Raw genomic sequence first — 23,209 nt, forward strand, 5'->3', positions numbered from 1 at the left:
GCGATCGCGCTTAAAGAAGGCGTGGAAATGGTTATGCCTGGTGACAACGTTGAGATGTCAGTAGAGCTAATCCACCCAATCGCAATGGACCCAGGTCTACGTTTTGCGATCCGTGAAGGCGGTCGTACAGTGGGTGCTGGTGTAGTTGCTAAAGTAACTGCATAATCATAGAATAAGACAAGCAGGTTGGAGCTTAGGCTCCAACTTGTTGTTTTGCAGGTCAGTAGTTCAATTGGTAGAGCGTCGGTCTCCAAAACCGAATGTTGGGGGTTCGAGTCCCTCCTGACCTGCCAAGTTTCTAAAAAGACGCTTGATGTCGGCAAAATTGGTCATATAATAAGTCGCGAAACCTACGACGAGTACAAAAATGTCGAATGAAAAATCACGCGACGCATTAGGCGAAGCGGCAATTCCTCAAAGAAATAATCCTGCAGTAGATGTAAGTTCTGGTTCTCCATTAGACATGGTTCTATGGGTTATCGCCTTGATTTTATTGGTTGGTGCAATGATGGTAAACCAATATTTACCAGCGTACTGGGCACCTGCGAATGATATTTGGGTGCGCGTTGGGGTGATTTTGGCTTGTATCGTTGCAGCATTCGGTTTATTATACGCCACCCATCAAGGCAAAGGCTTTATTCGTCTGCTGAAAGATGCACGAATTGAGTTGCGTCGAGTGACCTGGCCTACCAAGCAAGAGACGATGTCCACATCTTGGCAAGTTCTTGTTGTAGTCGTAATTGCATCCATCTTATTGTGGTGTTTTGACTATATTTTAGGCTGGTTAATGAAGTTTATTATCGGGTAAGAGAGCTATGAAACGTTGGTACATTATTCATGCCTATTCAGGTTATGAAAAACAAGTGATGCGTTCGCTTAATGATCGAATCCAGCGTAGCGCTGTTGCCGATAGCTTTGGTGAAGTCCTTGTTCCTACCGAAGAAGTGGTAGAAATGAAGGATGGCAAGAAGCGTAAATCAGAGCGTAAGTTCTTTCCTGGCTATGTCCTAGTCGAAATGGAAATGAACGATGATACTTGGCACATTGTTAAAGAATGTCCAAAAGTTTTAGGTTTTATTGGTGGTACGGCTGAAAAACCGGCACCGATTACGCAAAAAGAAGCAGATGCGATTCTTGCGCGTGTACGCAATACTGGCGAAGCACCTCGTCCTAAGACGATGTTTGAACCAGGCGAAGAATTACTCGTGGTTGACGGGCCATTCACCGACTTTAAAGGTGTGGTGGAAGAAGTTCAGTACGAAAAGTCGCGTTTAACGCTGACCATTAATGTATTTAACCGACCAACTCAAGTTGAATTGGAATTTCGTCAAGTCGAAAAATCAGTCTAATTTGTATGGGTTGAAAACGCCTGACTTATTTATAAGTCAGGCATTGTTGTTGTAACGGTATCGTTACTTGAAATCATTGGGGAGCCTTCACCGGCGTTTGCACCCAGAGGTAATTTGAAATGGCTAAGAAGATTGACGGCTATATCAAGCTGCAAGTTCCAGCTGGTAAAGCGAATCCATCTCCACCGATTGGTCCTGCACTAGGTCAACGTGGTGTGAACATCATGGCATTCTGTAAAGAATTCAATGCTGCTACACAAAAAGTTGAAGCTGGTCTGCCAATTCCAGTCGTGATCACTGTGTACAACGACAAGTCGTTCACATTCATCATGAAAACTCCACCTGCTGCTGTTCTTCTTAAGAAAGCTGCTGGTATCCAGAAGGGTTCAGCTGTACCTAACAAAACTAAAGTTGGTAAGTTGACTCGTGCTCAAATCGAAGAAATCGCGACTACTAAAGAACCAGATTTGACTGGTGCTGATTTAGACGCACGTGTACGTACCATTGCTGGTTCTGCGCGTTCTATGGGCTTGGAAGTGGAGCTTTAAGACATGGCTAAATTAACTAAACGTCAAAAAGCGATTGTAGCTGCTGTAGAAGCACACAAAGTTTACACGCTAGAAGAAGCTGTTGCAGTTTTAGAGAGCCTTCCAGCTCCTAAATTCAAAGAATCTCTAGATATCGCGGTAAACCTAGGTGTTGATCCTCGTAAATCTGACCAGGTTGTTCGTGGCGCGACTACACTTCCTGCAGGTACTGGTAAAACTGTACGTGTAGCTGTATTCGCTCAAGGCGCTGCTGCTGAAGCTGCTAAAGCTGAAGGTGCAGACGTTGTTGGTTTCGACGATCTTGCTGAAAGCATCCAAGCGGGTAACCTTGACTTTGACGTAGTAATTGCTGCTCCAGATGCAATGCGCGTTGTAGGTAAACTTGGTACGATCCTTGGTCCACGTGGCTTAATGCCAAACCCTAAAGTGGGTACTGTAACTCCTGACGTTGCTACTGCAGTTAAAAATGCAAAAGCTGGTCAAGCACGTTACCGCGTAGATAAAGCTGGTATTATCCATGCTGCGATCGGTCAAGTAGGTTTTGAAGCTGCTGCTGTTCGTCAAAACGTTGAAGCACTTGTTGCTGACTTGAAGCGTTTGAAACCTGCTACGTCTAAAGGCGTATACATTCAAAAGATCACTTTGAGCTCAACTATGGGCCCTGGTTTGATCGTTGATGTAGCAAACGTTTCTAAATAAGTCTCGACTTATTACAGAATTTTAAAGCCCTGAAGATGTCTCCTTCTCCCTCTGGGAGAAGGTCGGGAAGAGGGTTAAACCTCTCCCTAGCCATCTCCTAAAAGGAGAGGGGATAATTTAGGCAAACTTTGAATTGATAAATGAAAATTTATCAGCGTCAAAGACCGCGGGCGAGGGGAGTTTTGTGCTTCTCTCTTAATAGCCCAGCCTGCGTAGACGCGGTGGTGTGATTTGTTCATCCTCCGCGTGTGAGTCCAGTGATGGTCTTGCGAATTGGGAGTGTACTTCGCGTAAGTACATAAATCACCGTTAGGAGGTTTTACAATGGCTCTTCTTATCGAAGGCAAAAAACAGATCGTAGCTGAAGTTGCTGAAGTTGCTTCTACTGCATTTGCTGCTGTTGTTGCTGACTATCAAGGTTTGACTGTAGAGCAGTTAACTACTCTACGTGTTGAAGCGCGTAAACTTGGTGTTACTACACGTATCGTTCGTAACACTTTGGCTAAACGTGCTCTTCAAGATACTCAATTCAATATCTTGAACGACAACCTTGTTGGCCCAACAATCTTAGCTTTCTCGAATTCTGAAGACGACATGGGTGCTGCTGCACGTTTGTTCGAAGAATTCGCTAAAACTAATAAAGCATTTGAACTTAAAGCTGCTGCATTTGATGGCAAACTTTATCAAGGTGCAGAAGTTAGCGTAATCGCGAATCTTCCGAACCAAGAGAAAGCGCTTACTATGCTTGCAAACGTTCTTCAAGCTCCTATTTCGAAATTGGGCCGCTTACTTACAGCGCTTCAAGAGAAAAACGAGTCAGAAGCTGCTTAAGCTCAAACTTAAACACACATCATTCAATACCCATTTGGAGTTAATCTCATGGCTTTAACAAACGAAGAAATCCTAAACGCAGTTGCTGAAAAAACTGTTCTTGAACTTGTTGAACTTATCTCTGCTTTCGAAGAGAAATTCAATGTATCTGCTGCTGCTGTAGCTGTTGCTGCTGGCCCTGCTGCTGCTGCTGCTGAAGAACAAACTGAATTCAATGTTGAATTGACTTCTTTCGGCGCGAACAAAGTTGCTGTAATTAAAGCAGTTCGTGAAGCGACTGGCCTTGGCTTGAAAGAAGCTAAAGACATGGTTGAAGGCGCTCCTGCAGTTCTTAAAGAAGGCGTTTCTAAAGAAGAAGGCGAAGAGCTTAAGAAGAAACTTGAAGAAGCTGGTGCTACAGTTACTCTTAAGTAATTTCTTAAGGGAGCCGGTTTTTTTATAATCGGCTCCAAAAATTGGCTGATGGCTCTTGGGTCATCAGCCTTTTTGCGTTACAATAATCGGCTCGATTTTTGTTTGCATGATATAAAAATCATACAAATTGAAAATAAACATAATGAACAAACGTTTACCAATATTTTTCATTAAAAAATATTGATAAGCGTTTTAATACCACTAAAAATTGCAGCATTTGTAAAGAGTGGTGGCCATATCGGCCAGCGTAATTCCTTCTGAGCCCGTTCTGCAGGCGGGCTTGGTTTACACTTTCCGAGGACTCCAGATGGCATACTCATATACCGAAAAGAAACGGATCCGTAAGAATTTTGGTAAATTGCCTAGCGTCATGGATGCTCCGTACTTGCTCGCGATTCAAGTCGACTCGTACAGAACATTCTTACAAGATGGCAAATCACCAAAAAACCGCGAAGATATCGGTCTCCAAGCCGCATTTCGTTCAGTTTTTCCTATTGAAAGTTATTCTGGCAATGCTGCTTTAGAATTTGTTGAGTATAGTCTTGGTAAGCCTGAGTTTGATGTACGCGAATGTATCCTTCGTGGCTCAACTTATGCAGCACCAATGCGTGTAAAAATTCGTTTGATCTTGAAAGATCGTGAAACGAAGTCAATTAAAGACGTACGTGAACAAGAAGTCTATATGGGCGAAATGCCATTAATGACGGATAACGGTACCTTTGTAATTAACGGTACCGAGCGTGTGATCGTGTCACAATTACACCGTTCACCAGGCGTATTCTTTGACCACGATAAAGGCAAGACTCACTCAAGTGGTAAAGTCCTTTATTCAGCGCGTATCATTCCTTACCGTGGTTCATGGTTAGACTTTGAATTCGATGCCAAAGACCTCGTCTATGTACGTATTGACCGTCGTCGTAAATTGCTTGCGACTGTGGTGCTTCGTGCCTTGGGTTATAGCAACGAAAACATTCTCGACATGTTCTACGAGAAAGTACCTGTGTATCTTGACATGGGTAGCTACCAGATCGACCTGGTGCCTGAACGTCTGCGTGGCGAAATGGCACAGTTTGACATCCTGGACAAGGATGGCAAGGCAATTGTTGAGCAAGGTAAACGTATCAATGCGCGTCATGTACGTCAAATGGAAGCTTCAGGTCTTGAAAAACTTGCAGTGCCAGATGAGTACCTATATGAGCGTATCACTGCTGAAGACATCCCATTAAAAGATGGTGATGTGATTGCAGCCAATACTGTATTAAGCCATGAAATCATGGTGAAAATTGCAGAAGGCGGCGTGAAACAGTTCAATATTCTGTTCACTAATGATATCGACCGCGGTTCATTCGTTGCAGATTCTCTACGTGCAGATACAACGAGCAATCGTGAAGAAGCATTGGTAGAAATCTACAAAGTGATGCGTCCGGGCGAACCACCAACAAAAGAAGCTGCTGAAAACTTATTCAACAACTTGTTCTTCTCTTCTGAACGTTATGACTTGTCTCCAGTGGGTCGTATGAAGTTCAACCGTCGTTTGGGTCGTCCTTACGAAGTGGGTACAGACCAGAAATCACGTGAAGTTGAAGGCATTCTCTCGAACGAAGATATCACTGATGTATTAAAAACATTAGTTGAAATCCGTAACGGTAAAGGTGAAGTCGACGATATCGATCACTTGGGTAACCGTCGTGTTCGTTCTGTTGGTGAAATGACAGAAAACCAATTCCGTGTAGGTCTGGTTCGTGTAGAACGTGCTGTTAAAGAGCGTTTATCACAAGCTGAAACTGACAACCTGTCTCCACAAGATTTGATCAATGCGAAGCCTGTTGCTGCTGCAATCAAAGAATTCTTTGGTTCAAGCCAGTTGTCTCAGTTTATGGACCAAAACAACCCGTTATCTGAGATTACGCACAAACGTCGTGTTTCTGCGCTTGGTCCCGGCGGTTTGACGCGTGAACGTGCAGGCTTTGAAGTACGTGACGTACATCAAACTCACTACGGTCGTGTATGTCCAATTGAAACACCGGAAGGTCCAAACATTGGTTTGATCAACTCGCTTTCTGTTTATGCGAAATGTAATAACTTCGGTTTCCTGGAAACCCCATACCGTAAGGTTGTTGATGGTCGTGTAACAGATGAAGTTGAATACCTGTCTGCGATTGAAGAAGTAGGCACTGTCATTGCACAGGCCGATTCTGCAATGGATAAAGACGGTAACTTAACAGAAGAGTTTGTATCTGTTCGTCATCAAGGTGACTTCGTACGTATTCCTCCTGAAAAAGTAACGCATATGGATGTATCTGCTCAGCAGGTCGTATCTGTAGCAGCGTCACTGATTCCATTCCTAGAACACGATGATGCCAACCGTGCATTAATGGGTTCGAACATGCAACGTCAGGCAGTTCCGACGTTGATCGCTGACAAGCCGCTTGTTGGTACCGGTATGGAAGCGAACGTAGCACATGACTCAGGTGTATGTGTGATCGCTCAGCGTGGTGGTCGTATCGAGTTTGTTGATGCGTCTCGTGTGGTTATTCGTGTGAATGAAGACGAAATGATCGCAGGTGAAGCAGGTGTAGATATCTACAACCTGATCAAATACACCCGTTCGAACCAGAACACTTGTATCAACCAGAAAGTTCTTGTGAACCTGGGCGATAAAGTAGGTCGTGGTGATGTACTGGCTGATGGTCCATCAACAGATGGCGGTGAGCTGGCATTGGGTCAAAACATGCGCGTTGCGTTTATGACCTGGAATGGTTACAACTACGAAGACTCGATCTTACTTTCTGAACGTGTACTTCAAGAAGACCGTTTAACGTCTATTCATATCCAGGAATTGTCATGTGTTGCACGTGATACCAAACTGGGTGCGGAAGAAATCACTGCTGATATTCCGAACGTAGGTGAAGCTGCTCTGTCTAAACTGGACGAGTCAGGTATCGTTTACATCGGTGCTGAAGTAACTGCTGGCGATATCCTTGTTGGTAAAGTAACCCCTAAAGGTGAAACACAGCTTACTCCGGAAGAAAAATTGCTACGTGCAATCTTCGGTGAAAAAGCGGCTGACGTAAAAGACTCATCTTTACGTGTTCCATCAGGTACTAAAGGTACTGTGATTGACGTTCAAGTGTTTACACGTGACGGTCTTGAAAAAGACGAACGTGCTCAAGCAATTGAAAAAGCGCAATTGGATGCATACCGTAAAGACTTGAAAGAAGAATTCAAAATCTTCGAAGAAGCTGCACGTGAACGTGTAATCCGCCTACTGAATGGCCAAGAGTCGAATGGTGGCGGTACAACTAAACGTGGCGACAAACTGTCTGAAGACGTGTTGTCTGGTTTAGAGCTTGTTGATCTTCTTGAAATTCAACCAGTTGACGAAGCAATTGCTGAACGTTTAACTCAAATTCAAGTGTTCTTGAAAGAGAAGAGCTTCGAAATTGATGAGAAATTTGCTGAGAAAAAACGCAAACTTTCTACAGGCGATGAACTGACGACTGGCGTATTGAAAGTAGTTAAAGTTTATCTTGCTGTGAAACGTCGCATCCAGCCTGGTGATAAGATGGCGGGTCGTCACGGTAACAAAGGTGTTGTATCAAACATCTTGCCAGTAGAAGACATGCCACATGATGCCAACGGTGTACCTGTTGATATCGTATTGAACCCGCTGGGCGTACCATCGCGTATGAACGTGGGTCAGATTCTTGAAACTCACTTGGGTATGGCGGCGAAAGGTCTTGGCGATCAAATCGACAAGATGATGAAAGAGCAACGTACTGTACTTGAGCTTCGTGATTTCCTAGACAAGATTTACAACAAAGTTGGTGGCGAGCAAGAAGATCTTGATAGCTTGACTGATGAAGAAATCTTGAAACTTTCTGGCAACTTGCGTGCTGGTGTACCTTTGGCTACTCCTGTATTCGATGGTGCTGAAGAAGGTCAGATCAAAGAGTTGTTACAACTTGCAGGCCTGTCTAGTACTGGTCAGACCGTATTATATGATGGTCGTACTGGTGAGCGTTTCGACCGTCCGGTAACTGTTGGTTACATGTACATGCTGAAACTGAACCACTTGGTGGATGACAAGATGCATGCGCGTTCAACTGGTTCTTACTCTCTAGTTACGCAACAGCCGCTTGGTGGTAAAGCACAATTCGGTGGTCAGCGTTTCGGTGAGATGGAAGTCTGGGCACTAGAAGCTTACGGTGCAGCATATACGCTACAAGAAATGCTGACTGTGAAATCGGATGACGTTGAAGGCCGTACCCGTATCTACAAGAACATTGTAGATGGCAACCATTATATGGACCCGGGCATGCCTGAATCGTTCAACGTATTGACCAAAGAGATCCGTTCTTTAGGTATCAACATTGAACTGAAAAATGGTGACTAAGAATCTCCATTAAATCTCCCCAAACCCCTCTTTGATAAAGAGGGGCTTCCCCCCTTAACAAAGGGGGATTGAGGGGGATTCTTGGGATTCCCAATTCAGTTAAAAAACAATATTTGTGACCCAGTTGTTGAGTGAAAATCTCCACAACACACGGAGAAAAAAATTGAAAGACTTGCTCGATATCATGCGCAAAAAGACGGATTCAGACGGTCATGCTCCAGTAGAGTTTGACCGCATCCGTATTGGTCTTGCGTCACCAGAAATGATTAAGTCATGGTCTCACGGTGAAGTTAAAAAGCCAGAAACCATTAACTATCGTACGTTCAAGCCTGAACGTGATGGTTTGTTCTGTGCCAAAATCTTTGGTCCAGTGAAAGATTACGAATGCTTGTGTGGTAAATACAAGCGTATGAAATACAAAGGCGTCATTTGTGAAAAATGTGGCGTTGAAGTAACAACTGCGAAAGTTCGTCGTGAACGTATGGGTCACATCGAGCTAGCATCTCCAGTTGCACACATCTGGTTCTTGAAATCATTGCCTAGCCGTATCGGTCTATTATTAGACATGACGCTACGTGATATTGAACGTGTATTGTATTTCGAATCTTATGTAGTGACCGATCCGGGTATGACTCCATTTGAGAAATACCAGCTTCTAAACGATGAAGAATACTTCAATGCATTAGAAGAACACGGTGATGAATTCACAGCGAAAATGGGTGCTGAAGCGGTTCAAGACTTGTTGAAAGACATCGATCTTGAAGCTGAAATTGCGCGTCTTCGTGAAGAAATTCCTGTTACAACTTCAGAAACCAAGCTGAAAAAAGCGTCTAAGCGTTTGAAGTTGATGGAAGCATTCAACGATTCGAACAACAAGCCAGAATGGATGGTGTTAACTGTACTTCCAGTTCTTCCACCAGATCTACGTCCGCTTGTACCACTTGAAGGTGGTCGTTTCGCGACTTCTGACCTGAACGATCTTTATCGTCGTGTGATCAACCGTAACAACCGTTTGAAGCGTCTTCTTGACCTTGCAGCGCCAGACATCATCGTACGTAACGAAAAACGTATGTTACAAGAGTCTGTAGATGCATTGCTGGATAACGGTCGTCGTGGTCGTGCAATTACCGGTTCGAACAAGCGTCCGCTTAAATCTTTGGCAGACATGATCAAAGGTAAGCAAGGTCGTTTCCGTCAAAACTTACTTGGTAAGCGTGTTGACTACTCTGGTCGTTCGGTAATTACTGTTGGTCCAAACCTGCGTTTGCATCAATGTGGTCTTCCGAAGAAAATGGCACTTGAACTGTTCAAGCCATTCATTTTCGCGAAACTACAAGCTTCTGGTCAAGCAACTACCATTAAAGCTGCGAAGAAAATGGTTGAGCGTGAAACCCCAGAAGTTTGGGACGTTCTTGCTCACGTGATTCGTCAACATCCAGTAATGTTGAACCGTGCGCCAACACTTCACCGTCTGGGTCTTCAAGCATTTGAACCGATCCTGATCGAAGGTAAAGCGATCCGTCTACACCCACTCGTATGTGCTGCGTTTAACGCCGACTTCGATGGTGACCAAATGGCGGTACACGTACCATTAACACTTGAAGCTCAGCTTGAAGCTCGTGCGTTAATGATGTCGACGAATAACATCTTGTCTCCAGCGAATGGTGAGCCAATCATCGTACCGTCTCAGGACGTTGTCTTGGGCTTGTATTACATCACGCGTGATGCAATCAATGCCAAAGGTGAAGGCATGGTGTTCGCGGATACTCACGAAGTAAACCGTGCACTGGCAACAGGTCAGGTTGATCTACACGCTCGCGTTAAAGCACGTGTACACCAGACTGTCATCGACGAAGACGGTAACCGTGAACAGCAAACCATTATTGTAGATACGACGCCTGGTCGCTGCCTGCTTTGGGAAGTTGTACCTGAAGGGATGGATTTCCAGCAAATTAACGTTGAGATGACCAAGAAAAACATCTCGAAGTTAATTAACTCTTGCTACCGTAAATTGGGTCTGAAAGATACTGTTATCTTCGCTGACCAATTGATGTACTTGGGCTTCCGTCAGGCGACGCGTTCAGGTGTATCTGTCGGTATGGAAGACATGGTTATTCCACCGCAAAAACAAGCAATTATTGGTAAAGCGGAAGCTGAAGTTCGTGAAATCGAACAACAGTTCGAACAAGGTTTCGTAACTGCCGGCGAACGTTATAACAAAGTGGTCGATATTTGGGCACGTACCAATGACCAGGTTGCTAAAGCGATGATGGACAACTTGTCTTTCACTACTGTGAAGAACAAACAGGGTGAAGACGAGAAGCAAAAATCATTCAACTCGATCTACATGATGTCTGACTCGGGTGCCCGTGGTTCGGCAGCTCAGATTCGTCAGTTGGCGGGTATGCGTGGTTTGATGGCGAAGCCGGATGGCTCGATCATTGAAACCCCAATTAAAGCGAACTTCCGTGAAGGTTTGACCGTACTTCAGTACTTCATCTCGACACACGGTGCGCGTAAAGGTTTGGCCGATACAGCACTGAAAACTGCGAACTCGGGTTACTTGACTCGTCGTTTGGTAGACGTTGCGCAGGACTTGGTTATTACCGAGCCAGATTGTGGTACTTATGACGGTCTGGTAATGACTCCGTTCATTCAAGGTGGCGATGTCATCGAAAACCTGGGTGCACGAGTATTGGGTCGTGTGGTTGCTGAAGATGTGAAACGTGTAGGTACAGACGAAGTTCTGCTTCCACGTAATACGTTAATTGACGAGAAACTGGCAACGTTTATCGAAAGCCAAGGTGTCGACGAAATTAAAGTACGTTCAGTCGTGAACTGTGCGTCTACCTTCGGTGTATGTGCGAAATGTTACGGTCGTGACCTAGCACGCGGTCACCAGGTGAACCCGGGTGAGTCTGTTGGTGTAATGGCAGCTCAATCGATTGGTGAGCCAGGTACACAGTTAACAATGCGTACCTTCCACGTCGGTGGTGCTGCGAGCCGAACTTCTGCTGCAAACAGTGTACAAGTTCGTAACCAAGGTACAGTACGTTTCCACAACGTGAAAACAGTACAACATGCCAAAGGTCATTTGGTGTCGACTTCACGTTCAGGTGAAATCGGTATTGCGGATGATTTAGGTCGTGAGCGCGAGCGCTATAAACTGCCTTACGGTGCGTCTATCTTGCTGAAAGATGGCGAAGCTGTAGAAGCAGGCGGTATTGTGGCGACTTGGGATCCGCATACACATCCATTGGTAACAGAAGTTGCTGGTAAAGTACGTTTCAGCCAGATTGCTGATGGCGTGACGGTTACTTCTAAAACTGATGATGCAACAGGTATGTCAACCATCGAAATCTTGCCAGTGACTTCACGTCCTGCGTCAGGTAAAGATTTGCGTCCTGCTGTTGTGTTAGACACAGTAGATGGTGGTGAACAGTTCTACTTCCTGCCACAGAATACGATTCTTTCTGTTCGCGATGGCGAAACGATTGGTGTCGGTGATGTCATCGGTCGTGTACCACAAGAAACTTCACGTACCCGTGATATTACCGGTGGTCTGCCGCGTGTAGCTGACTTGTTCGAAGCACGTAAGCCGAAAGAGCATGCAATCCTTGCAGAAGTGTCGGGTGTTGTAAGCTTTGGTAAAGAGACCAAAGGTAAGAACCGTCTGGTGATTACGCCGGATGATGGCTCTGAGATTTATGAAGAGCTGATTCCGAAATGGCGTACCATTAACGTGTTCGAAGGCGAACATGTGAACCGTGGTGAAACTATTTCTGATGGTCCACAGAACCCGCACGATATCTTACGTTTGAAAGGCGAAGTTGCGCTTACAAACTACATCGTGAACGAAGTTCAGGACGTATACCGTCTGCAAGGTGTAAAAATCAACGACAAGCATATTGAAGTCATCGTACGTCAAATGCTGCGTAAAGTTGATATCACTGATGGTGGCGATACCAGCTTCATCAAAGGCGAACAAGTGGATTACATCCGCGTTGTTCAAGAAAACCAAGCAGTTCTTGCACAAAACAAGTTCCCTGCGAAGTTTGAACGTCAATTGATGGGTATTACCAAAGCATCGCTTTCTACTGACTCGTTCATCTCTGCTGCATCGTTCCAGGAAACCACGCGTGTGTTAACTGAAGCGGCTGTAACAGGTAAAGAAGATGATTTACGCGGTTTGAAAGAGAATGTGGTTGTAGGTCGTCTGATCCCAGCGGGTACAGGTTTGGCTTACCACCTGGAGCGTCGTCGTCAAGAAGCAGAAGCTGCAGAATTTGAACTGCACAATGACTTCTCTGATGTAGACCAAGCTCTAAGCCAAGCATTTAACGAAGAATTCTAATTCGAGTTAAAGTTGAGAAAAGAGACGCCTTCGGGCGTCTTTTTTTTTATCTGAAATTTATAAATAGGACATCTTGAACAGAAGAATAATCCATTGATATTTACAAAACTCAGCAGGAATACCGAGAGAAGTAACACGCTACAGATTTTAGTTTCATAAAATGAAGATAAGCTTAATTAAAGCAAGACAGGAAGGCCAAGGTCATGAAAAAATTAATGGGTGTTATGGCAGTTGCCACTCTTTCCACCTTTATGTTGGCGGGTTGTGAAAGTATGTCTGCCAATGAGCAACGGATCGGTGCTGCGGCCCTTGGTGGTGCAGTCGGTGGTGGTGTTGGTAATAAAGTCGGCGGTGGCGTTGGTGCAGCTGTAGGTGGTGGTGCCGGTGCTGCAGTGGGTAGTAAATCCCAAGGCGGTTCAAACCGTAATGCGACCTATAGTGGTGTAGGTGGTGCTGTTGGTTCCGCAGTGGGTAAAAGCATCTTCGGTGGTAATGCGGGTGCTGCAATCGGTGGCGCAATCGGTGGTGGTGCCGGTGCTGCGATTGAACAGGATAACCGTCGTCGTTAAGTCGAAAGTCACTTCAGATTCATCTAGATTTAAAAGCGCCAATGTGGCGCTTTTATCTTATTTAGGAGAGTTAATTTTCCCTTTGCTCTGTTTACGCCGGATATATACTGTTTTTTCTACTTCGGCAATTCTGACCCCGGCTTCATCATAAATATTCAGCTGATAATGTCGATACACTGGCGCATTATCGGCTGCCAGATTGATAATCGTGGCAATTTCTTCAGCAGAAATCCGAATGTCCGCCACCACTGTGCCGCGACCCGGTGCCAAAAACTGAATGCTGGCGCCTTTATCCCAGACCAGGTATTTCGGTCCCAAATGATGCATCAGCAATAACATATAAAAGGGATCGACCATTGAATACAGGCTGCCACCAAAATGCACACCGACAATATTCTGGTTCTTACGGGTCAGCGGCATTTTGACCCGAACGTGATAATTATTAAAATCAATCTTATCAATTTCAATGCCTGCACCACGATAAGGGGCATAGCGGTTCAGAATAAATTTTGAAACCAGAGGCAGTTTTTGAATTTTCTGGAATAGGCTCATACTGACATTCTTTTTGCGGCTGTGATTATGCATACTAGAGCAACAAAAATGCGCTGGCATTGATCAATCATGCCGATTTATAAACTAAGTGGTCAATAACAAAAACAGGATCAAAAGATGGAAATGCACATGCAATGGGTCGATACCACGGATCAGCAGCGTCTTTGTGTCAAAACTTATGGACAATCCGAACAACCGGCATTGGTGCTGGTTCACGGCTATCCCGATCATCAGGCAGTTTGGGAGCCAGCCATTGCTCATTTGAGTCAGGATTACTTTGTTGTGACTTATGATGTCCGTGGTGCAGGTGAGTCCAGTATTCCCAAAAAAATCTCCGATTACCGCTTGGCCCGTTTAAGTCAGGATCTGGAAGAGGTGGTGAACGAAATATTGCCGAATCGTGCTTTTCATCTGGCCGCGCATGACTGGGGTTCAATTCAGTCCTGGGAATCCGTCACCGGTCCACGCTTTAAAGGACGAATTCTGTCTTATAGCACCTTGTCTGGGCCATGTCTGGATCATGCCGCTTTCTGGATGCGTGAACAGTTCCAGCAAAACAAAGCAAAATTCTTAAAGCAAATGAGTAAGTCTTGGTATATCGCGATGTTTCAGTTGCCTTTAGTGGCGCCATTGGCCTGGAATTTTTTTAATCCGCAGCGTTGGGCCAAGATCGTGCAGCAAATAGAAAGACGGGATGATCTGCCACTCAACCCGCATATTGTCAAAGATGGAAAATATGGTGTGAACCTGTATCGGGCCAATTTTTTGCCACGTTTGACTCAACCACGGCAGCGTTTCGCCATCTGTCCGGTACAGGCGATTGTGCTGAAATATGACCAGTTTGTCGGGCCAGATCTGGTTGATGAAATGTCAAAATGGGTGGATGATTTCTCGAAAGTAGAACTGGCTGCCAATCACTGGGCGATCCTGAGTCAACCGGAGCAAGTGGCTCAATTGATTGATGAGTTTATTCAGCGTAAATCTGCTGACATTCATTGACAGGCCACTCCGCGAAACATGACCCGACCAGAAAAAAGTGGCGGAATTTTTATCCGTATTTTCTGATAAAATAGCCGCTTTCTCTCTATTCCGATTCATTATGTTCGCAATTCTTGCTGCTATTGGAGTCATGTTCGGACTCTCGTTGGCACGTGTACCTGTGGTTTTTGCCCTGGTCATTGGTGCTGTTACAGGTGGTTTATTGGCAGGTCTAGGCCTGCAGGGAACCTTGGACGCGTTTAACAATGGCTTGGGTGGTGGTGCTAAAATTGCCTTGGCTTATGGTATTTTAGGTGCATTTGCTTTGGCTCTGGCACGTTCGGGTTTACCGGATTTGCTAGCCTATAAAATGATCAGTACCTTAAAAGGTGAGGCCGATTTTAAAGCGCAAAACCGGGTGAAATATCTGATCTTTTTCACAGTCGCCATTGCTGCCGTGTTCTCGCAGAACGTTATTCCCGTGCATATTGCCTTTATTCCGGTACTGATTCCGCCACTATTGGCTGTATTTAACCACTTAAAGCTCGACCGTCGTTTGATTGCCTGTTTGCTGACCTTTGGTCTGGTAGGCACCTATATGCTGATTCCGGTCGGTTTTGGTGCCATCTTCCTGAATGACATTCTGGGTCATAACATCAATACCTTTGGTAAACCATACGGATTTGAAATTAGCTATGACCAGATTCCATCTGCGATGGCAATTCCAGTATTCGGGATGTTTGTAGGCTTATTGGTGGCGATCTTTATTAGCTATCGCAAACCACGTCAATATCAAGATATTCATGTCCAGGAACAGCAAAGTATTTCTGCTGAATTGGGTGTGGCTGAGCAGGTTAAACCGCAGATTGCCAAATTTACCATCTGGATGGCAGGTCTTGCAGTTATTGCCACATTGGCGGTACAGCTTTATTCAGATTCGATGATTCTGGCCGGTCTGGTCGGTGTCGCGATCCTGAGTTGTGCCGGCATTTTCAAATGGAAAGAAGCCGATGATGTGATCATTACTGGTATGCGCATGATGGCGCTGGTTGGCTTTATCATGATTGCAGCACAAGGCTTTGCCGCGGTGATTGAAGCGACTAATCAGGTACCAACCTTGGTTGAAGCATCAGTGAACTGGATTGGTGATAGTCAGGCACTGGCCGCATTTCTGATGCTGTTGATTGGTTTGCTAATTACCCTAGGCATTGGTTCGTCTTTCTCAACCATTCCCATTCTAGCGATTATTTATGTACCGCTGTGTATCCAGTTCGGTTTTAGCCCTGCGGCGACCATTGCGATTATCGGAACTGCAGCAGCTTTGGGTGATGCCGGTTCTCCAGCTTCGGATTCAACTTTAGGCCCAACTTCTGGTCTGAATATGGATGGTCAGCATGATCATATGAAGGATAGTGTGATTCCAACCTTCATTCACTTTAATATTCCGTTAATGATTTTTGGCTGGATTGCAGCCATGGTTCTGTAAGTCAATTTCAATCTGCTCTGATATCTATTGGAGCAGATTCATCTGGATTTAAAATAAATAATAAGATGTATTTAAAATATATGTTTAAATAAAAATTAATATAAACCTGATTATTTTACTCTGAATAAAGCCATATTTATCTGATTAATATACTTGGTATTTAAAACCAACCAATTCAGTAAATTTAAAATAAATAACTTTTTAAATCAATATTTTAAATAATAATTTAAAATTAGTTTTATAATCCTTATTGCATATTATTTTCCCTCGTGTTTATTATTAATTAAGATTTATTTTCTTAATAATTATTCTTCCTGTGGGGTATTTTAAAATGTTAAAGCAAGCTGCTCTAATTGCATTAATGGGTCTTTCTGCATCTGCGATGGCAGGTCAATGGCAGGTGAAAGTTGGTGCCAGTTCTTTAGCACCATCAAGTGACACTGAAATTGCACCAGGTTTAGTCGTAGAAGCGGATCAAGAATATGGTTTTACGCCATCGGTTGAATACTTTTTTAATGACAATATCTCTGCAGAACTTTTATTAGCTACGCCATTTAATCACGACATTTCTGCTCAGGGTCTAGGGAAAATTGCCAAGATTAAGCATCTTCCACCCACAATTACCGCTAAATATAACTTTAAAAATGCAACACGTTTTACGCCATATATTGGTGTAGGTGGCACAGCTTTTATTGCTTGGGATGAAGAAGGTCTGGCTAAAGATGTGAAAGAGGAATTTGGTTTGGCAGGTCAGGTTGGCTTTAATTATCAGCCAGCCGATGCCAAAAACTGGGGAGTATTTGCTGACGTGCGCTATGCAGATTTGAGTCCTGAAGTGACTTTAGATGATGCTGATAATACTAAATTCGACTTGAATATTGATCCTTGGGTTTACACGATCGGTTATAGCTACAAGTTCTAAATTCTAGTCTTGCTTAATAAAAAAGCCTCATCTTGAATGAGGCTTTTTTTTTCAAAATAACAACGATTTATAACTTATTGAAATTGAGCAGATCGGCAATGTTCAACTATATTAAAATGAATAAAGTAAATATTAATTGAATACGACTTAATAATTGAATAATAAGGAAGATCAGCATGAAGTTTTTAAGCCAAGGTATTGTGATCTTCTTCAGCCTGCTGGTAGGGTCTACCTATGCGGCAAGTTTTGATTGTCAGAAAGCTGAAACCGTGACAGAGAAAGCGATTTGTGAACATCGCCTGCTCAATGATGCCGATGTCAAGATGAGTACCAGCTATCATATTTTACGTCGTATGGTGCCTATGGGAACCCGCTCGGTGATCCAGCGCGATCAGGTGAAATGGCTACAGTTTCGTGACCGCTGTCAGGAATCTGTGTCCTGTCTGAGTCAAGTCTATAATATGCGCCAGCAGCAAATAGACCTGCAATTTCAACGTATTTATAAGCTTGGGCCTTATTAAGGCTTAAACTTAAGCCTTTACAAATGCAAGCCAGATCAGATCAAGCGATCCTTTATAAAATATCTTGAGAAAAAATATACAACTGGCTATTGAAAATTTAGTAACTCACTCCATTCATATAGGCAACAGTATTGACCTGTATTTAAAATAAAAGGAGTGATTAATGAGCGAGTCTAGCGCACAAAAACATAGTTTCCAGGCTGAAGTGGCTCAGTTACTACATCTCGTGACCCATTCGCTTTATTCAAACCCTGAAATTTTCCTGCGCGAATTGATCTCGAATGCCTCAGATGCATGTGACAAATTACGTTTTGAAGGGATTAACCATCCTGAATTTTATGAAAATGATCCTGATCTGCGCGTTCGTGTCAGTCTGGATGCAGACAATAAAACCATTACCATTTCAGACAACGGGATTGGCTTAAGCGAGCAGGAAGCTATTGATAATTTAGGGACTATTGCCAAATCAGGCACCAAAGACTTTATGTCCAAACTGACCGGCGATCAAAAAGCCGATGCTCAATTGATTGGCCAGTTTGGTGTCGGTTTCTATTCCGGCTTTATTGTGGCTGACAAGATTACGGTAGAATCGCGTCGTGCCGGCACAGATGTCTCTGAAGGCGTACGCTGGATTAGTGGAGGAACCGGTGAGTTCGAAGTTGAACAGATCACGAAACAAGGACGTGGTACTGATATTATTCTGCATCTGCGTGACGATGCGCTGGATTATCTGCAAAGCTATAAAGTGAAGCAGATTATCAATAAATATTCAGACCACATCAGCCTGCCAATCCAGATGCAAAAAGAAGTCTGGCAGGAAGAAGAAGCGGCTGAAGGCGAAACCTCTAAAGGCGGCCAGTATGTCAAAACTGATGAGTGGGAAGTCATTAACTCGGCCAGCGCATTATGGACTCGTAACAAGTCTGAAATCACTGAAGAGCAGTATGTCGAGTTCTACAAGAACTTGAGCCATGATTTCGCAGCGCCATTGGCTTGGGCGCATAACCGGGTTGAAGGCAGCACTGAATATACCCAGTTATTATATATTCCAAGTAAAGCGCCACATGATATTTTCACCCGTGAATCCAAAGCGGGTATCAAACTGTATGTGAAACGTGTGTTCATTATGGATGATGCGGATAACCTGATTCCAAACTACCTGCGCTTTGTGCAAGGTGTGGTGGACAGTGCCGATCTGCCATTGAACGTGAGCCGTGAATTACTGCAAGAAAGCCGTGATGTAAAAACCATCCGTGAAGGCAATACCCGCCGTATCCTGACCATTTTGGATAATCTGGCTAAATCTGAAGATGAAAAAGATCAGGCAAATTTCAAGACCTTCTATCAGGAATTTGCTTCAGTATTGAAAGAAGGTCTGGGCGAAGATTTCAGTAACCGTGAACGTATCTTAAAACTGCTGCGTTATGCGACGTCGACCAATGATGAAGTCAGCACATCATTGGCAGACTATAAAGCACGTATGAAAGATGGGCAGAAAGCCATTTATTATGTGACTGCAGATAGTCTGAATGCTGCGAAAAATTCACCACAACTGGAACTGTTCAAGAAAAAAGGCATTGAAGTTCTGTTGATGACCGAACGCGTGGATGAATGGGCGATGAACTTCGTGAATGAGTTCGATGGTACGCCTTTGCAAAACGTGTCTAAGGGTGCGGTTGACTTAGGTGACCTTCAGGATGCAGAAGAGAAGAAAGCCCTTGAAGAAGCCGCAGCCCAGTTTAAACCGGTGGTGGATAAGTTGACGGATTCATTAAAAGACAAGACCAAAGAAGTGCGGGTGACGACGCGTCTGGTCGATTCTCCGGCTTGTCTGGTGACTGGCGAAGGTGAATTGTCTCCACAGCTGATTCGTATGCTGAAAGATGCGGGTCAACCTGTGCCAGATATCAAGCCGATTCTGGAAATTAACCCGGGACATCCGTTGGTGAAAAAACTGGATGGCTCAGCGCAGTTTGATGATCTGGCCAATGTGATCTTCGACCAAGCGGTGATTGCAGAAGGTGGATTACCAGAAAATCCTGCTGAATATGTCAAGCGCATTAATAGTTTGCTGCTTGCTTAAGTGCTGATATATTGAATGAGAAAATCCCTCTTCGGAGGGATTTTTTATGCCTGCTTCATTTTTCATTTCTAGAAATGATCTGGAAAAACGATAGTGAAGATAAAAAAATCCCTGCGGATTTTAAATCTGAATTTTAAATTAATACTGGTTTTTTGATTTATAATTACGATCATTAAGTAAGGAGAGAGAATGTTATGAAATCTAAGCTGATGATCAGTATGGGCGCTGTAATCCTGATGTCGATGAGCCAAGTTAGTCTAGCGGCACCTGCTGCAGAAAAAATGGTACGCACAGATCGAATCAGTTTTTATAAAGTTGCGAAAGTAGAGGCAGCAAAACTACAACGTGTGCAACATAGCGATCGTATTCGCTTCAATATGCCAGTGATGGAGCAACCTTCATTACAGCAAAAACGAGTGCTACGCAGTGATCGTATTATCTTGAATAAAACCAGCTAATACTTACCGCGCTGATTGCCTCAGTAATATTGAAAAAAGCCCATGAATGATGGGCTTTTATATTTTCTACCATCATTCAGTTTAAAATAACGCTTCTAAACGTACCAAAGCCCCAACATAGTGATCACGATCCTCGCGATGATCATTCAAATAGTTCAGGTCAGTCTGGACAAAAAACCATTCACGTAAAAAAGGTTGTCTCCAGGACACATAAGGGCCCCAGCGATTAAGACGCAGATCCTTGTCATTCAGATAACCACCGGTATAAATGCCGTAACTAAAACGGTTGTCTTGAAAAAACTGATGTTGCCTAAAGGTGTAGTTGTCCCAAGTGAGATCATCGTCTTGATCATCGGCATAAGTCAGACTGAGCTGATTAGAGAAAAAGGCCTGATTGGGACGGGCATGAATCAGTTCCAGGTTGGTCCGTAAATAGTTTTCGCTTTGAATACCATAGCGATAAATCTGTTCGGCATGAAAAGAGTAGTCATTTTCTAGTGTCCAATCTTTACTGGCTTTGACGCGTAGGTAAATATCATCTCCAGAACGTAAGCCCAGATCCAGATCGGTTTCAAAAGGAATACGATCTGACCATTCAGACCAACGTAAGGCAAAAGAGCTGTTATCTTCACGGGCACGTTTAGTATCCAGACGCTTATTTCCGGAAGTGGCAGGATTTTCATTGGTAATCGCGACATTGCTGTCTAATTCATTGTCCAGACTGTCATCACCAAACACCACACTCAGCTTTTGTTCCAAGGTCGGAAGCTTGATCTTGCCGCGGATTCGGGGCTTAATCTCATAGCCTTCATATTCATCCCAGCGATTATCTAGAATGATCCGTAATGTAGCTGCAGCTGGCTGATCCGGATCGCTTTCACCAAACCAGTTATCAATTTTATGCGCAGTACGATCGGCCCATTCGCGGATGCCTTTCTGCTTTTGATCCGCCCATGAATAATTTTCTGTCTCTAGCGTGGATGGAACAATGGCGACATTTGATTGCTCCGGCAGAACCGTGGGTGTTGCATCGATCAAACGTGGAATCTGATCCAGCAAGCCTGATCGGCTTGGCTCTATATTCGTTGGACTGGCAGGAGCAGTTGTGACTGAATTGGCCCAAGACATGCTACCACTCATTCCTAAGCCCAGAGAGAGCAGTAAAATTTGAGTAACCCTGTTTATTTGCATGAGATATTTGTTGCTCTTGTATTCTTATATTCAGCTGTAGTTTTCTAAAAAACGGCCTTAAAAAGCAAGTTAAAGCTACAAAATAACAGCAATTATTCAATCATTTGAGCCTGAATTTCCCGATAAAGCTCTAATACCCGAATGGGTTGTGGCATTGTTAAAATAATATTGTGAATATTCTGCCAATTTAGCTGTTTGTCGCGTTGCAGCAAGATGTATGGATAGGCCAGCTCATCCTCTGCGAGAGAGATGCGTTTTTCACCATGAATCACTCGGATTTTTTGATGTTCCTGTAGCAAAAGCACTGGGGTAGAAAAATCCGCAGCAGCTTCTTTAAACGAGATAAATTTCTGCTTTTGAATGGACTGTGCGGGTATAAATGGATGGTAATCTGGCTGTGTCCAGACTGTTTCAGCCTGCTGCAAGTAAGCCGTTGAAAAAAACTCGAGTTGCATGAACCTGGTGCTTATAACAGACCACGCCAGTGATTTAATCGCAGCAGCCTGATGTTGATGATGGCTCAGCCAATGTTGAATACAATAGTGAGCCTGCAACTGACTCGGTACCCCTAAGAGCATCAGATATTTAACAAACTGACCTTGCAGATTCAATTGCTCAACCAAATAAACCTGACGTGCCTGCCAGTTATCTTCTGCCGCATAATATAAGACAATATCCAGATAAACAGGGTGTTGTTCGACATCGGATTCTAGTTCTAAAGCACAGAGCCGCTGGATATTAGTTTCTTCTAAACCTAAAGGGTGTACATGAGCGTTTAGTTTGCCCAGTTGGATCTGTACAGGGAATTGAATCAATTCGGAGGTTGTGATTTGTTCTTGCTGAATTGTTGTTTCAGCTTTGAGCCGAGGACCTAGTTCCTTGGGTTCAGTCAGTATCTGATTGGTTGACTCATCTGAGCGATTTAATTCTAGTGCATGTATTCTCGCGCGCGGCCGTCCCCGATGATACTTGGTTGTTTCCACAGCTTTTAAGCTGGTTTCAGCTTCGGTTAAGGATAAGGCAGGAACGATCAAGGGGGGACCCTGTTTCAGACAAGAAAACCGCTGCTGTTGTTGCAACAGCCAGAGATAACAGTGTTGCAGTTCAGCCCATTGGCTGTGCAGGGCAGGAGATTGGGGAGCTGGAATCAGCCAAATTTGCCAGCCACGTTCAGGATGATGTAAAACTGCCCAGCCTGAATCCGGATGGGCATACAATGCTTGTTCCAGCGCCAAGATTTCGGTGAAATAGCCACGAAAGCTTAGATGATAAGACGTGTTAGCAGAAAATTGGTAGGCGACAAGTTCAGGCTGAGTGCGAACTTTAAATGCTGAAATCTGGGTTTTGAAAATAGGCTCATCACACAGATTAAAAATATCGCGTATTCTTTTTTTAGAACGGGCAATTTCGTACAAAGGCAGGACTTTATGCTCCAGTTGCTGCGCCAGTCCATGTAATTCTTTAATTAAGTGTGCTTTTTCTAAAGCATTCATTGTTTGATCTCTAGAGATGTTTCAGTGCTTTATCTAGGGTTTGTGCCAGTACGATGTTGACCGCTAGCTCGACCAGTCTGTATTCAGCAGAATTTGAGTCTGTATAGCTTTCTGCCATTTCAATTAAATAATCAATAGAAACCGACTGAGGCGGAATTTTGCCTTGTACCAATGCCTGAAGTTCATGCATAAAAAATTTTCTTATCATTGATCTATTTATATTGCTGCAATTATAAGCAGAGATCACATAAAATAGTGATCTATTTTGAGTATTTTATAAACGAATTTTTTTAATTAAAAGTGATAAAAATCAATAGAAAAAATTAGAGTAGGAAATAGTCGATATTTTTTAGAGTCGTGCATCT

The 23,209-nt window shown here is 43.8% G+C and carries 19 protein-coding genes, 1 tRNA gene and 1 pseudogene; 17 read left to right on the forward strand and 4 right to left on the reverse strand.

The annotated features are described in order from the left end of the window. The 11 genes and pseudogenes from PV763_RS05795 to PV763_RS05845 all read left to right on the forward strand — a co-directional run. A pseudogene (locus PV763_RS05795) lies at window positions 1–165 on the forward strand (elongation factor Tu); the annotation flags it as partial. Between the two features lie 52 nt (window positions 166–217). After that, window positions 218–293: transfer RNA gene (locus PV763_RS05800), tRNA-Trp, on the forward strand. A 74-nt stretch (window positions 294–367) separates the two neighbouring features. Further along, entirely contained in the window at window positions 368–808 is a 441-nt protein-coding gene (gene secE / locus PV763_RS05805) for a preprotein translocase subunit SecE (RefSeq protein WP_004278617.1), read from the forward strand. 7 nt (window positions 809–815) lie between these two features. Then, window positions 816–1,349: a transcription termination/antitermination protein NusG gene (gene nusG, locus PV763_RS05810; protein WP_004278615.1), complete on the forward strand. Its 534-nt coding sequence runs from the start codon at window positions 816–818 to the stop codon at window positions 1,347–1,349. 119 nt (window positions 1,350–1,468) lie between these two features. Next, window positions 1,469–1,897, forward strand: coding sequence for a 50S ribosomal protein L11 (gene rplK / locus PV763_RS05815; RefSeq protein WP_004278614.1), 429 nt, complete (start codon window positions 1,469–1,471; stop codon window positions 1,895–1,897). Window positions 1,898–1,900: 3 nt separating this feature from the next. Further along, entirely contained in the window at window positions 1,901–2,596 is a 696-nt protein-coding gene (rplA, locus tag PV763_RS05820) for a 50S ribosomal protein L1 (protein ID WP_004278613.1), read from the forward strand. A gap of 324 nt (window positions 2,597–2,920) precedes the next feature. Next, a complete protein-coding gene (rplJ, locus tag PV763_RS05825; RefSeq protein ID WP_004278612.1) occupies window positions 2,921–3,427 on the forward strand; it encodes a 50S ribosomal protein L10 in 507 nt (168 codons plus the stop codon). 48 nt (window positions 3,428–3,475) lie between these two features. Further along, a complete protein-coding gene (rplL, locus tag PV763_RS05830) occupies window positions 3,476–3,841 on the forward strand; it encodes a 50S ribosomal protein L7/L12 (protein WP_004278611.1) in 366 nt (121 codons plus the stop codon). A 307-nt stretch (window positions 3,842–4,148) separates the two neighbouring features. Beyond that, on the forward strand, window positions 4,149–8,237 hold the full coding sequence (rpoB, locus tag PV763_RS05835) for a DNA-directed RNA polymerase subunit beta (RefSeq protein ID WP_005102827.1): 4,089 nt from the start codon (window positions 4,149–4,151) through the stop codon (window positions 8,235–8,237). 163 nt (window positions 8,238–8,400) lie between these two features. After that, entirely contained in the window at window positions 8,401–12,591 is a 4,191-nt protein-coding gene (rpoC, locus tag PV763_RS05840; protein ID WP_004278609.1) for a DNA-directed RNA polymerase subunit beta', read from the forward strand. 203 nt (window positions 12,592–12,794) lie between these two features. Beyond that, window positions 12,795–13,160, forward strand: a complete 366-nt coding sequence (locus PV763_RS05845) for a hypothetical protein (RefSeq protein WP_005108070.1) — start codon at window positions 12,795–12,797, stop codon at window positions 13,158–13,160. 57 nt (window positions 13,161–13,217) lie between these two features. Here the strand turns inward: PV763_RS05845 and PV763_RS05850 are convergent, their stop codons facing one another. Then, a complete protein-coding gene (locus PV763_RS05850) occupies window positions 13,218–13,712 on the reverse strand; it encodes a DUF4442 domain-containing protein (protein WP_201771462.1) in 495 nt (164 codons plus the stop codon). A gap of 117 nt (window positions 13,713–13,829) precedes the next feature. On the opposite strand from PV763_RS05850, the gene PV763_RS05855 reads away from it, so the two are divergent. The 6 genes from PV763_RS05855 (at window position 13,830) to PV763_RS05880 (ending at window position 20,160) form a co-directional block, all read left to right on the forward strand. Next, window positions 13,830–14,711 (forward strand): alpha/beta fold hydrolase, encoded by an 882-nt coding sequence (locus PV763_RS05855; RefSeq protein ID WP_005250467.1) that lies wholly within the window; start codon window positions 13,830–13,832, stop codon window positions 14,709–14,711. Window positions 14,712–14,811: 100 nt separating this feature from the next. Continuing rightward, complete coding sequence (locus tag PV763_RS05860) at window positions 14,812–16,176, forward strand: Na+/H+ antiporter family protein (protein WP_004278603.1); 1,365 nt, start codon at window positions 14,812–14,814, stop codon at window positions 16,174–16,176. Window positions 16,177–16,507: 331 nt separating this feature from the next. After that, window positions 16,508–17,098, forward strand: coding sequence for an OmpW/AlkL family protein (locus PV763_RS05865; protein WP_005108067.1), 591 nt, complete (start codon window positions 16,508–16,510; stop codon window positions 17,096–17,098). Window positions 17,099–17,274: 176 nt separating this feature from the next. Further along, the gene (locus PV763_RS05870) at window positions 17,275–17,619 is read left to right on the forward strand and encodes a lysozyme inhibitor LprI family protein (RefSeq protein ID WP_004278601.1); all 345 of its coding nucleotides are present in this window, start codon (window positions 17,275–17,277) and stop codon (window positions 17,617–17,619) included. Between the two features lie 163 nt (window positions 17,620–17,782). Continuing rightward, on the forward strand, window positions 17,783–19,702 hold the full coding sequence (gene htpG / locus PV763_RS05875; RefSeq protein WP_005102849.1) for a molecular chaperone HtpG: 1,920 nt from the start codon (window positions 17,783–17,785) through the stop codon (window positions 19,700–19,702). A 194-nt stretch (window positions 19,703–19,896) separates the two neighbouring features. Beyond that, window positions 19,897–20,160, forward strand: coding sequence for a hypothetical protein (locus tag PV763_RS05880; RefSeq protein WP_005102851.1), 264 nt, complete (start codon window positions 19,897–19,899; stop codon window positions 20,158–20,160). 81 nt (window positions 20,161–20,241) lie between these two features. Here the strand turns inward: PV763_RS05880 and PV763_RS05885 are convergent, their stop codons facing one another. The 3 genes from PV763_RS05885 to PV763_RS05895 form a co-directional block, all read right to left on the reverse strand. Beyond that, on the reverse strand, window positions 20,242–21,351 hold the full coding sequence (locus tag PV763_RS05885; RefSeq protein ID WP_005102854.1) for a hypothetical protein: 1,110 nt from the start codon (window positions 21,349–21,351) through the stop codon (window positions 20,242–20,244). A gap of 92 nt (window positions 21,352–21,443) precedes the next feature. Continuing rightward, on the reverse strand, window positions 21,444–22,844 hold the full coding sequence (locus PV763_RS05890; RefSeq protein WP_420937483.1) for a hypothetical protein: 1,401 nt from the start codon (window positions 22,842–22,844) through the stop codon (window positions 21,444–21,446). A gap of 10 nt (window positions 22,845–22,854) precedes the next feature. After that, window positions 22,855–23,034: a hypothetical protein gene (locus tag PV763_RS05895; protein WP_004647321.1), complete on the reverse strand. Its 180-nt coding sequence runs from the start codon at window positions 23,032–23,034 to the stop codon at window positions 22,855–22,857. Window positions 23,035–23,209 lie beyond the last annotated feature (175 nt).

It is taken from the genome of Acinetobacter sp. AS5 (assembly GCF_048957595.1).
In the GTDB taxonomy this organism is placed as follows: Bacteria; Pseudomonadota; Gammaproteobacteria; order Pseudomonadales; family Moraxellaceae; genus Acinetobacter.